Genomic DNA, 13,189 nt, shown 5'->3' on the forward strand with positions numbered 1-13,189 from the left:
CGCTTACCGATAAACGTTAGTCAGATAACTTAACACGACGATGTTACCAAGAAGAAAGCGCCGGCAAGCTAAATTGCTGGCCTTTAAAGGTTAAAATAACTTTCTGCGCATAAATATAGTTCAATACTAACTCTTCAGAAATAGTGTCCCCTTGATAGCGGTCTCTGCCATTAACTTTTACCCAGCTTTCGCCTTCACTGGTATAAATGTGTTGTTCAAAGCTTAATGAAGGTAAGTCACTTTGCACCCAGGCTGGCATATCTGATAATGCCGGTGCATTAACTTCAGGTGTAACCACTTGGTTTGCGCTATTTTTAAATTGAGGGTCTTGCTCGGTATCGTCTATGGCGCTTTGAAAAAGCGCTAGTAAATCATCAGAAACACCGTCAACCGCCTTCACAGAAAGCTTTTCTTTAACTTTGCTGGTCGCTTTATCCTCGGCTAGTTTACTGTCTGCTAAGTTTGATAGTTGCTCTGCAGAGTTTTCCACCGGCATAGGTATACTTGCTGGCTTGTCCGTTTTTACTATGCGCTGTTCGACAGCACGTTTTTTATCGCCATCACTTTCTATTTTAAAGACTTTAGCGGTATTATCTGTGATGGCTTTAGCTGCATTTTCATCAGGTATTTTTTCATTGTCAGCAACAATAATTGCTGGAGAGCTAGTGTCACTGACAACTTGATTAACCGCGGGTGCAGTAATATTAAGCGCCGATTTTTCGCTAATATTTTCACCGTAGAGTTGGCCTAAAAAATACGAGCTACTGACAATTACCGCGAAGACTGCAGACGCCGCTAACGCCTTAACAGCTTTGTGTTGCCACCAAAATGTCGCTTGGTATTCGTCGCCTAACGCTTCTTGTGCTGATAGCAAAACAATTTTTTTAGTGACCAAAGCATTATTACTGCAATAGGCATTGGTCAGTGAACGCTCGCATAACAAATTAATTATCCGCGGTATTCCTTGTGAAATGCGATGAATTTCCGCCACAGCGGCGCGTTCAAATAACATACGGTCACATTGTGCTACCGACAAGCGATGTTGAATATAATGGCCTACTTCACCTTTAGTTAAAGGCAGCAAGTGATAACGGGCGGTAATGCGTTGTGCTAATTGTCGCAAGTCTCGACGTTGCAACAATTGTTTTAATTCGGGTTGACCGATTAAAATAACTTGTAGTAATTTTTTAGTGTCTGTTTCTAAGTTCGTCAGTAAACGTAACTGCTCTAAGACTTCTGGTGCTAAATGCTGTGCCTCATCAATTATTAATAATGTATTAAGCTTAGCCTGATGATTTTTATTGAGTTTTTCATATATTTTATCGGTGAGTGTTTTTAGCGTCGCCCCCGTTTTTCGGTAGCGTATTTTTAACTCATCACAAATGGTGGCCAGTAGCTCTTGGCTTGATAATGTTGGATTAAGAATAAAAGCCGCTTGGGTATTTTCGGGCAACTGCTCCATTAAGCGGCGACTAATGGTCGTTTTTCCCGTGCCAACTTCACCCGTTAACAGTGCAAAGCCCCCGGTTTCACCCAAGCCATAACTTAAATGAGCCAATGCCTCTTTATGACGTTCACTCATAAATAAAAAGCGAGGATTAGGGGCGATTGAAAAAGGGCTTTCTTTTAAACCAAAATAACCTTTATACATAATAGATTTAAGTAATTTTTAAAGTCAATAAACTGCCATAGAAACTACCCTGTAGTCCTTCATAAGTCAAAACTAGCTGGCAATTAATTTGTATATATATGTTAAGCTTTCTGGCAATTATGCCACCTTTGATAAATTAAGAGTAATAATGACCAACAATGACCTTGCAGCACTTAATCGCTATTTAGTCGGTGGAGCAGTCCGCGACAAACTTTTAGGGCACAAGGTCTATGATCATGACTTTGTGGTTGTTGGCGCAACGATTGAACAAATGCTGGCATTGGGCTTTACGCAAGTGGGTAAAGACTTTCCGGTATTTCTGCATCCAAAAACGAAAGAAGAGTATGCCTTAGCAAGAACTGAACGTAAGCAAGGCCAAGGCTATACCGGCTTTATTTGCGATGCCAGTAGCGCGGTGACCCTTGAAGAAGATTTACTACGCCGCGATCTCACTATTAATGCAATGGCGATGCCGGTTAACGGTAGCGCTGAAAGTACCCACATTATTGACCCTTATAATGGCCAAGTTGATTTAAAAAATCGTATATTACGTCATGTTTCATCAGCCTTTGTTGAAGACCCGCTTCGCGTGTTGCGTGTTGCTCGATTTACTGCCCGTTATCATAACTACGGCTTTACCATTGCTAGTGAAACACTGCAGTTGATGTCTGAAATAAGTAATAGCGGTGAATTAGCGACGCTGTCGGGTGAACGTGTTTGGCAAGAAATGCAACGCTGTTTAACTGAAAATAATCCTGAAGTGTTTTTTCAAGTATTACGTCAATGTGGTGCCTTAGCCAAAATATGGCCTGAACTTAATTCTCTGTGGGGAATTCCTAATCCAGAAAAGTGGCACCCAGAAATTTGCTCGGGTATTCATACCATGATGGTACTGCAACAAGCGGTAAAGCTTTCTCCTAAAACCTCGGTACGCTTCGCGGCACTTTGTCATGATTTGGGTAAGTCTTTAACCTTAGCAGAAAATTGGCCAAGCCACCGAGGTCATGAAAAATCAGGTTTAGCCTTGGTTGATAGAATATGTGAGCAATTAAAAGTGCCAAAAGATCACAAAATTTTAGCGCGTAAAGTCTGTGAATTTCATTTGCATTGTCATAAGGCATTTGAATTAACAGCTAACACCTTAGTTAAATTATTTAATAGCTTAGATGTATGGCGTAAGCCGGAAGAGTTTGCTGACTTTTTGACTGCCTGTACCGCTGATTTTCGCGGGCGATTACACAATGAGAGTAAACCCTATCCACAAGCAGATTACTTGCGTAGTGCTTTTCAAGCGGCATTAACGGTCACTGCTACAGCCTTTATTAAACAAGGAATACAAGGCGCAGATATTAAAGAAGCCATCAATAGAGAACGTATTGAACTTGTGCAAGCCGTTAAAGTAGGTCATGACCACCCTACTGGTTGATAACCTTTGGCTAAAAACCAGAAAGTATTCAAATCTAGTATTAAGCTTTTTACCTTCGCTGCGACTTCGCTGCACGGTGCTCACCAAGTGCTGTGAACAGAGTTAACTAACCGCTACACTATCAATATTTTTAGATAAAAAAAGTCAGCTAGATTAGCTGACTTTTTCAGGTAAAGCGGTTAATTATCTAACCGCTATTTACAACTCAATTAGAAGTTATAAGTTACTTTTACGTAGTAGAAACCACCGTTAAAGCCAAATGGAGACGTTTCATAGTACTTGCCGCCCCATTGGTTGTTAGGTGTGAAGCCATCAGGGTGGTTACGTGACGATTCTTCAAACTCTAACTCTTCAGCTTGTTGGTCAAAGATGTTTTGTGCGCCAGCTGCTACGGTAAATGAATCGTTAATAAAGTAACTCACTTCAGCATCAAACGTTATTGCTGCATCAGCATCTTGAGCCGCTAGGTCATAATCTACGTGTACTGCGTGGTATTCACCGAAGTAGTTACCACGAACGTACATGCTGATATCATCCCAGCTTTGAGAAACAGTAAATGAACCTCTATGCTGTGGTAAACCTTCTTCTAAGCGTTTAACTTTAAAAGCACCTGTGATTTCAGAACTACCGGTAACATCGGTTTCATTCCAGTTGTAAGCTAAGCTAAATTTAGTATCACCTTCAAACAACTGCATACCGTAGTTTGCAACAATATCAACACCTTGAGTTGTGGTATCAAAATCGTTAGCAAAGAAACTTACTGTACCTACTGAACGAGGGTTAGCTACATTTAATGCTTCTAATTTAGCATAGTCAGCTTCTTCTAATGCAGTACGGTCAGATTGAGTAATACGGTCATCAACTTCAATATGATAATAATCAGCTGTAAAGAAAAAATCTCCATTTTGATAAACAGCACCAAAGGCATAGCTGTTTGATTGCTCTGGCTCTAATTCTTTACCACCAAATAATTTTGAAAATTCACTTGTTGGCGGTAATAACGCTGAATCTGTTAATTCACCATCTTCTAATGCCGTAGAAACGTTGCTTACATTAGCTTGACCAACGGTAGGTGCTCTAAAACCAGTACTTACAGAACCACGTATTGATAACTCGTCATTAATAGAATATTGAGCCGTTAATTTATAGTTTAAGGTATCACCAAATGATGAGAAATCTTCATAACGTAATGCCGCGCCAACTAAAAAGTCGTCGGTAAGGTATGCTTCAACATCTACGTATGCAGCAACACTGCGTCTAGAGAATACGCCTGCTTGTGAAGGTTGGAAACCAGGAAAACCATGTGAACCTAAGTTAAACCCTTGGTCAATTAATGGACCAGCAAGGAATGAGTATTGATCACCGGCACCAATTTCAAATGTTTCTTCGCGCCACTCTAAACCACCCGCAACATTCATTGGAGAATTAAGACCCACTTCAACGCCCTTAGATAAATCTAAGTTAAAGGTTTTTTCTAATTGCGTGTAATCACCTAAGTTAAAATCTTTCGGAGATTCAGGACCCATTGAAGAGTTAATAGTATTTACAATACTAAAGCTTGATTTATTACGACCAACAGAACCACTGATATCAAAGTAAACTTCGTCTAGCATTCCGCCATTAATTTCGCCTTCAACACCAACTGTTAGTGATGTATCAACAACATTGCCACCAAAGTTTGGCGTATAACCGCCTGGGTATGTTTCGTTAACCGCAAAACAGTTTTTACCTAAAGCCGTACTGTTGTCGGCAATAGATTGATAGTCAGCTTGGTCTAAAACATTAGCGCCAATTGCAATGGTAGGACAAGTAATACCGTTATCTACGCCATCTAAATCACCAACAAGTAGTGTATCACCACCATCATTTGAATAAATGCTTGAACGGTTATGTGGGTTTCTCCAGTAGAAGCCACCTTTTACATCACGTTCAGAGTAGTTACCAAACATGTAGAATTTTTTGTCGTTGCCTAAATCAAGACCAATATTACCAAAGATTGTGGTGTCATCATTAACTTCTGGTGAACCCCAAACTTGAGCTTCTTCGGCAATAAATGTATTTCCTGCAGCTGCAATAGTCGCGGCATTAGCAACTTGAACACTGCGGCTAGTCGCATCAGCATTTTTATATTGAAAACTTAAGTTAGCGTAACCATCTTTAGTTAATGGCATACCAACGTTACCTGCGTAAGTTGTTGTAGCGCCATCGCCTTCGTAATACTCACCGTGCTTAACAGAAAAGCTACCGCCTTCTGCAGCATCTTTTAATACAAAGTTCATGACACCAGCAATTGCATCTGAACCGTACTGTGCTGCTGCACCGTCACGTAATACTTCAACTTGTTTTAACGCTATGCTAGGGATAACAGAAATATCTGGTCCTTGTGCGCCGTCATTAATACCGCCACCTTGGAAAGCAATAACTGAAGCACGATGACGACGTTTGCCATTCAATAACACTAGTGTGCTATCTGAAGACAAACCACGTAGGTTTACCGGGCGTACTAATGTAGCTGCATCGCTAATAGGGTTAGCATGTACGTTAAATGAAGGAACACTGCCTACAAGTTGGTCAAGCATATCACTTGAACCCATTTTTTCTAAATCATCACCACCAATAATATCAATTGGAACAGGAGAATCAGCAACAGAACGAGGCGCTGAGCGAGAGCCAACAACCGCAATTCTTTCAACATCTTTTACTTTTACTTTTGAGCTGTTTTCTTCTGCATATGCCGGCGCAGTACCTAATGCAATACTTACCGCTAACGTTAACGTAGCTGTACGAAATAATTTAGTAGACATGTTACTTCCTTCATAGATTTATGTTTATATTTTTATATTTTTATGTTTTTTTAGACTGGGTAGTTAATAGGGGAAACTACCTAGACTTGCCCGTACTTTATAAAACAGCCTAAAAGTGTTTACAAGAGCGAAATTAATTGAAAATAGAGTAAAAATAGATGTTCTGTGTAAAATGCCCTTTTATTACGAAAGAAAGTCTAGTTATTGATAAAGAGATTTTCTCTATAAGGACTATACAGGCTAGTGACTGTGGGCTTATCAAGCCAAAATTAACATCCGAAAATATTCGTAATCAAATAGATCTAAATAGACCTAAAAGAATTTTCTTATTCCAAATTAGCATAAAAATAATTTATCAAAATATTGCACTATTTGCTGGCTTCACAGTCTAAGAACTAAAAATTAACACCTAGATCACAGCGTATACAATATACAAAGCAGCCCATCGCTTTTTTTTGGCATTTCGTCGCTTATTTATGCAGATTTATTGAATAATTTTTTATATACAAGGGGGATTTCTAGAAAAACATAAGCTAGATCAAAGCAAAATTAAATGAGTGGCGATAAAGAAGTAACAAGACTATTACTCTTGAAATTTAGCCATAAAAAAACGTTGATTATAAATAACCAACGTTTTGTAATTAACTCCTTTAGCCATTAGCTAAATTAACCGTTAACTCGCAGGTAAAATTGTCGCTGATACTGCACCAAAGCCAATGCGTACTGCACCTTCTTTTTTACACCAGCCTTTCATGATCACGTTGTCGCCATCTTCTAAGAAAGTACGTTTTTCGCCGTTAGGTAAAGTAATAGGATCAGCACCTGCGTTTGAAAGCTCTAACATTGAGCCGGCTTCTTCTGGATTAGGTCCAGACTGCGTGCCACTGCCAAACATGTCGCCAGCGCGAAGATTACAACCGTTAACGGTATGATGAGCGACCATTTGTGCCACGGTCCAGTATGAGTCTTTAAAGTTAGATTGTGACATTTCCACTGCTGGTTCACTTTTCTCACGCATATTTTGTGTTTCAAGCAAGGCTTGTAACTGAATATCAAATGAACCTATCGCACGGTTATTTTCTGATTCTAAATATGGCATAGGTTGAGGATCTGATTCAACACGTGTCCAAGCTGAGCGGTAAGGCGCTAGGGCTTCAGTTGTTACGATCCAAGGTGATACTGTGGAAGCAAAGTTCTTTGACAAAAATGGCCCTAAGGGTTGGTATTCCCAACCTTGAATATCGCGAGCAGACCAGTCATTGAATAAACATAAGCCAAAGACATGGTCTTCTGCGTTGTCAATAGAGATAGCGTCGCCTAAGTCATTACCTTTACCAATAAAGATGCCCACTTCTAGTTCGTAATCAAGACGCTTACAAGGACCAAATGAAGGTTCAGTAGCCGTTGGCGCTTTAGTTTGGCCTGAAGGACGTTTAAAGTCGCGACCAGAAACATCGATAGAAGATGAACGACCATGGTAACCAATAGGTACCCATTTATAGTTAGGTAATAGTGGGTTGTCTGGACGGAATTTTAAACCCACTGAGGTTGCATGGTGGATTGAGGTGTAAAAATCTGTGTAATCACCAATATTACAAGGTAATGCATATTCAACATCTGCTTGAGCAATTAAACAAGTAGCCACTTTATCTTGTAAAGACGAACCTGCTTTTAAGGCATTTGAAAGCGCTAAACGTAAAGCCGTCCATGTTGCTTTGCCCATCGCCATATAATCATTTAACTGTGGGGCAGTACAGGCTTTAATTCCTGCTTGAGCAAGACCATCAAAAATATTTGCATTGGCCAAAGCCGCTAAATCAATAACTTGGTCACCAATCGCTACACCACCACGAAAGGCTTCTTCGCTATTTGCACGTTTAAAAACAGCAAAAGGTAAATTCTGAATAGGAAAATCGGTATCTGTTTGATTAGCAGTAACAAGCCAACTAACTAGGGCTGGATTGTGGGTTTCGTTTAATAAATTCGTATTAGACATTGATTGAAGAACTCCTGAAATTTAAGGCTTACCTTGATAAAACGTCAAAACACGTTTTAAAATACAAGTAAGTATAGAAGATAACGATATAAGATAGCCGCATTATACCAGCGAGAGCAATAATTGGTATTAATGATAACATTGAGTTATTTTTCTGAGGGTTAAGCTGTCAACAAATAGTTGCACTAAAGAGTTTACAGCTGTTCATCTTATTAAAAAAAATGCCTCGGTAAGTAAATCATCATCACGATACAAAAGATAACAATCCCCCAAAAGGCTTTGATAAAGAAGCGTTGTCGCGCATGCTCACCGTCAGGATGGTCTTTTGCTAGCGGCATTCCACAATGTTGACAGTTTTCGTTATTAAGCTCATTTTTTGTTTGGCAATATAGACACGGTAACTGTTTCGTTGACATAATTAATGACTCGTTAACTGATGATAGAGTTGCGGCAAGCGAATGGGCAACTGCGCTGGACGTAAAATAACAGTAAAGCCATCACGGCCAAATAAATAAGGTAAGTAGTCTTCTGCCTCTTGGTCAATCGTGATACAAAACGGTTTAATGCCGAGCCTATTTGCTTCAGCGATAGCTTGATGAGTATCTTCGATACCAAAACGTCCTTCATAATGATCTATGTCATTAGGTTTACCATCGGTGAGGATCAATAATAATTTTTGTGTACTACGTTGCTCTTGCAAAACTTTCGTTGCTTGGCGAATAGCCGCGCCCATTCGCGTATAAAAACCGGGTCGAATAGATTGAACGCGGCCACGAATTTCATCATTGTACGGTTCATTGAAGTTTTTTAGCATGGTAAGACGAACATTTGAACGCCTGACTGAAGAGAAACCATACATAGCAAAATTATCACCGACACTATGTAATGCTTCACCAAACAACAGCATACTATCGCGAACCACGTCAATAACACGGTTATCATCATCTAAATAAGCATCAGTAGACATTGATAAATCAGCCAGTAATAGACTTGAGATATCACGATTGTTACCTCTAAAACTTTGGTAAAGTCCTTTTTCTTGGGTCGGTGCTATTTTACTTTCCACGTGAAAGTCTAGCCATGCAGACAAATCAAGTTCTTCACCTTGGGGTTGCGCTTTTAGCCAGTAACGCACACTGGTTAATTGTTCAAATTGTGCTTGAATAGCTTTCGCCGTTTTTTGAAGTTTGATCGGCAAAGGCTGAGGTGTATAATTTTTTGGCAACATAGGTTGTAGTAAACAACGGTCGGCTTCTAACTGCTGCGTTCTGTAATTCCATTCGGGTAGCGAAATACCCGTTCCAAGCGGAATATCATCTTCGGACGCAGACGGTAAATCTAAATCAATTTTTATATTGGCACTTTTTTGGTCTTGTTGTTGCGATAGAGTAATATTGTCGAGATCTTCAGCTGTGCGCAATAAGTCTTCTTCATCTTCGTCGGTATCGTCAGAGCCTCGATCTAGTTTTGAAAACTCGCTCCACGAGAACAGGCTCTCTAAGCGAAAAATCATCATACCATCGTTACTTTCAGCTGCCTGTTCACGGTCTGCTTTTTTACGACTTATTTTACTTTTTGTTGATTTTTTATTTTCCTGAGCTTGGTTTTCATCGTCGGTGATATCTTGGTAATCAGGCAAGCTTAATGGGTCGACATGAGCGGAAGGATATAACCAAAGAAATACCGCTTTCGGCGCGTAATTCACCGTCGGAAAAAGGTTAACACTGCCTGGGTCTATAATGGCTTGAACAATCGCCTGTTCCATTATTTGTTCTTGCTCGGGTAGTTTTTTTAACGAAGGTCGGCTTGCTATAAAAGCTTGGGCTAATCGTTGATAACGGGGAGTAAGTGCCGGGAATCTTTTTAAGATATCAACAACCAGCTGCTGATTATCGATTGCCCAGTGCTGAAAACGTCCACTATGATGTGCAGCTAAAACAGCTAGCCAAATATAGAGGTCACGATTGAGTTCAGTGCTTGGGAATACCGCTAAACTTTCAGGTAAGCGTAAACTTTCAGGGTCTTGCCAGGCAAGACTGACTTGTTGATTTTCACCCGATACTTTTTGTAGAAAGGTGCGACGAACCAGGTAATCTCTTGAACTCGCTGCTTCTATACGCTTAACAACGTCGCCACCTAAGGCACGAAAAACCATGCCTACCGATTTACTGACTTCGCTAAAGCACACTTTTGCTTGCTCGTATTCAGTACTGGCTTTACGGGTAATATATTTATGCCAAATTCCGCCAACCCATTCTTCCATTTTCACTACCGCAATAAAGTTTGTCTTTATTTATAGTAGCAAGTTAGAAAATGAATAGGCTGATATGTATCAAGTAACCAGCGATTTAATCAAAATTTAAAAAAGAAGTGAGCAAGTAAACGAGCAGCTAAGCTCAATGATTTTTTTATTAATTAGAAAATCAAATGCATACAAGCCAGTGCTGCTAAGCCCGCAAGAATGTCGTCGACCATAATACCTAGACCACCATGTAAATTTTTATCTACATAGGAAATTGGCCAAGGTTTAAAAATATCAAAAATTCGAAATAAGATAAAGCCGACAACCAGACTTTGCCATGTCAAAGGTACGAGAAACATAGTGATTAAAAAACCAACAATTTCATCCCAAACAATTGCACCATGATCGGGAACACCGGCATCTTCTGCCGCTTTTCCACATATATATATACCGGCAATACTCATGATGATTACAATAGCGACATAAGTAGTGACTGAAGCAGGCGCTAGCAGCAGGTACAACGGGATAGCGGCAAGCGTGCCATAAGTGCCTGGCGCTTTTGGCAATAAACCACTACCAAAACCTAAAGCAAGAAAATGAATAGGATTAGTTATGCGAAAGTTCTCGGTAGATTTACTCATTACTTTTAACTTAAGTTATTTATTAGGAGGAGTATCAGAGAAATGTTGGTAGCTCTGAACTTTAATATTTACCGCTTTTTTATTTAATGTCGTGGTAATTTTACCCGAGCCATTCAATTGGCCAATGCAGGTAATCTTATTACCCGTGTTAGCTAAGGCGGTTTCCATACCTACTCGGTTATCTTCAGTAACACTGAATAATAACTCGTAATCATCGCCACCTTCTAAAGCAATATCATACGCTGCATCTATACCAACGGTGTCACTTAATGCCGCTGGAAGCGGTAAAGCATCGAGGACAATATTAGCACCTACACCCGAAGCATGGCAGATATGAGCAAGGTCGGCGACTAAACCATCTGATAAGTCTATCGCGGATGTTGCATATTTACGTAATGCTTGGCCAGCTAAAACTCGTGCTATTGGAAAGTCTAAGCGTTTTTGTATTTCTTGCTGATATTTCGCTGCTACTTTCACTTTACCTTGGATATGCTGTAAAGCGAGGGCCGCACCACCTATCTCACCAGTAACATACAACCATTCTCCGGCTTTAGCACCAGAACGTGAAATATGTTGTTCGAAAGGAATTTGCCCTTGCGCTGTTACCGTAATACTCAGCGGTCCTTGCGTCGTATCACCGCCAATCAGTTGAACATTGTAAAACTCACAAAGGTCAAAAACGCCGAGACAAAACTCCTTGATCCAATTTTCATCAATATCAGGTAGCGTTAGGGCTAAAGAAACCCAACTAGGCTCTGCACCCATCGCGGCAAGATCAGACAAATTAACGGCTATTGATTTATGGCCAATAGCACGTGGCGATGTATTCAAGGGAAAATGAACACCAGCAACTAAGGTATCTGTTGTTACGGCAATGTGCTGGCGTTCACCAGGAGTAACAAGCGCACAATCGTCACCAATACCTAAATAAACGTCTTTGCGTTTTACTATCTGCTCAGTAAAATAGCGACGAATGAGTTCAAATTCTTTCATACAACAGCCGATCCTTTGCTTCTCAAAGACGAGAATAACTTATTCTTCCGGACGAATGAGTTTGACGGCTTTATCGAGCACACCATTAACAAACTTATGACTATCGTCAGCAGCAAAAGACTTTGCTAATTCGATCGCTTCATTAATAACGACTCGGTATGGCACATCGTTACAATCTTTCAATTCATAAATTGCAACACGCAATATCGCTTTTTCTACTGGGTCAACATCGTTTAAAGGACGATCAACATGAGGAGAAATAGCTTCATCGATAGCACCAACTGATTTGGTTACACCGTGCAGTAATTGTTGAAAATATGGAATATCAAAACGGCGCGCACTGTTATCAGTTAAAAAGTTAACTTCGATATCAGTCACTGAGTTTTGGCTTAGCTGCCATGAGTAAATAGCTTGAACAGCTAACTCACGAGCTTTCCTTCTAGGAGTTGGTTTCACAAAAATTCCCGCTTATATTTTATCTAAAACATTAACCATTTCTAAAGCACTTAAAGCCGCTTCTGCGCCTTTATTACCTGCTTTAAGTCCGGCACGATCTATTGCTTGCTCAACGGTATCGGTCGTAATAACACCAAAAGCAACAGGAATAGTGTATTCCATTGAAACTTGCGCTAAGCCTTTGTTACATTCGCCCGCAACAAAATCAAAGTGTGGCGTGCCACCACGAATAACGGCGCCAATAGCAATAATGCCATCGAACTCACCTTTACTTGCAATACGCTTAGCGGCAACGGGTAATTCATATGCGCCAGGAACACGAACAATAGTAATGTCGTTATCGGCAACATTGCCATGGCGTTTAAGTGCATCGACTGCACCTTCTAATAAACTTTCAACTACAAAACTGTTAAAACGTGAAACAACAATGGCAAATTTTTTACCTGCTGCGTCAAAATTAGCTTCAATGACATTCATTTATAATTCACTCACAAAAAATTTGCCGCAATTCTACCAAACCCAGAGACAATTCGGTACTTGTTTGCTTAATTAAGTGTAAAAATACTGTAGAATAGTGCGATTACTCACTAAAAATACGATACCGATGGCTTTTATATTTTCCACAAATAAACTTCCCGAACTTGAAAGCTATACGCTTCAGCAACGCCAGCAGATCTTAACACTGGCAGCCGCTAAATTAACCGCACCAGAGAAGTTGGTATTAAATATTTTGAAGTTAATAATGTTGGTGCCACCATTTATATTTATGGCGCAATTAGACGGGCTACTCTTTGTGGTATCTTTGTTTAGTTTTCTAGCGGTATATTTTATTTTACTTCGGCCGGTTTCATTACTTTTTACCCGTAAATACCTCAGTGTTGCGGTCAAACAATATAATAAATTAGCTAACGTTTAATTACCGCGTCATACAATCAGTGACTTAAGTTAGCACCAACGACCTTTGGTGTTAAAGAATAACG

General features: G+C 40.0%; 11 protein-coding genes. 2 read left to right on the top strand and 9 right to left on the bottom strand.

Annotation, left to right across the window (positions count from 1 at the left end; genetic code table 11):
* Nucleotides 1–43: 43 nt before the first annotated feature.
* Entirely contained in the window at nt 44–1,651 is a 1,608-nt protein-coding gene (locus tag ESZ26_RS07320; protein WP_146799094.1) for an AAA family ATPase, read from the bottom strand.
* 148 nt (nt 1,652–1,799) lie between these two features.
* Between ESZ26_RS07320 and ESZ26_RS07325 the strand changes: the two genes are divergently transcribed.
* Nucleotides 1,800–3,077 carry a multifunctional CCA addition/repair protein gene (locus tag ESZ26_RS07325; RefSeq protein ID WP_146799095.1) on the top strand — a complete coding sequence of 426 codons (1,278 nt, stop codon included), beginning with the start codon at nt 1,800–1,802 and terminating at the stop codon, nt 3,075–3,077.
* Nucleotides 3,078–3,286: 209 nt separating this feature from the next.
* On the opposite strand, the gene ESZ26_RS07330 is transcribed toward ESZ26_RS07325, so the two are convergent.
* From ESZ26_RS07330 to ribH, 8 genes are all read right to left on the bottom strand, one after another.
* On the bottom strand, nt 3,287–5,881 hold the full coding sequence (locus ESZ26_RS07330; protein WP_146799096.1) for a TonB-dependent receptor plug domain-containing protein: 2,595 nt from the start codon (nt 5,879–5,881) through the stop codon (nt 3,287–3,289).
* 673 nt (nt 5,882–6,554) lie between these two features.
* Nucleotides 6,555–7,877: a fumarylacetoacetase gene (gene fahA, locus ESZ26_RS07335; RefSeq protein WP_146799097.1), complete on the bottom strand. Its 1,323-nt coding sequence runs from the start codon at nt 7,875–7,877 to the stop codon at nt 6,555–6,557.
* 212 nt (nt 7,878–8,089) lie between these two features.
* Nucleotides 8,090–8,293, bottom strand: coding sequence for a DnrP protein (locus ESZ26_RS07340; protein WP_146799098.1), 204 nt, complete (start codon nt 8,291–8,293; stop codon nt 8,090–8,092).
* Nucleotides 8,294–8,295: 2 nt separating this feature from the next.
* The gene (locus ESZ26_RS07345; protein WP_146799099.1) at nt 8,296–10,140 is read right to left on the bottom strand and encodes a nitric oxide reductase activation protein NorD; all 1,845 of its coding nucleotides are present in this window, start codon (nt 10,138–10,140) and stop codon (nt 8,296–8,298) included.
* Nucleotides 10,141–10,292: 152 nt separating this feature from the next.
* Nucleotides 10,293–10,760 (bottom strand): phosphatidylglycerophosphatase A family protein, encoded by a 468-nt coding sequence (locus tag ESZ26_RS07350; protein ID WP_146799100.1) that lies wholly within the window; start codon nt 10,758–10,760, stop codon nt 10,293–10,295.
* A gap of 15 nt (nt 10,761–10,775) precedes the next feature.
* Entirely contained in the window at nt 10,776–11,753 is a 978-nt protein-coding gene (gene thiL, locus ESZ26_RS07355; RefSeq protein ID WP_146799101.1) for a thiamine-phosphate kinase, read from the bottom strand.
* Nucleotides 11,754–11,792: 39 nt separating this feature from the next.
* Nucleotides 11,793–12,209: a transcription antitermination factor NusB gene (gene nusB / locus ESZ26_RS07360; RefSeq protein ID WP_146799102.1), complete on the bottom strand. Its 417-nt coding sequence runs from the start codon at nt 12,207–12,209 to the stop codon at nt 11,793–11,795.
* Nucleotides 12,210–12,221: 12 nt separating this feature from the next.
* Entirely contained in the window at nt 12,222–12,686 is a 465-nt protein-coding gene (ribH, locus tag ESZ26_RS07365; protein WP_146799103.1) for a 6,7-dimethyl-8-ribityllumazine synthase, read from the bottom strand.
* Between the two features lie 127 nt (nt 12,687–12,813).
* Between ribH and ESZ26_RS07370 the strand changes: the two genes are divergently transcribed.
* Entirely contained in the window at nt 12,814–13,125 is a 312-nt protein-coding gene (locus tag ESZ26_RS07370) for a DUF6170 family protein (protein ID WP_146799104.1), read from the top strand.
* The last annotated feature ends 64 nt before the right edge of the window (nt 13,126–13,189 follow it).

Source organism: Colwellia hornerae (assembly GCF_007954355.1).
Taxonomy (GTDB): Bacteria; Pseudomonadota; Gammaproteobacteria; order Enterobacterales; family Alteromonadaceae; genus Colwellia_A; species Colwellia_A hornerae.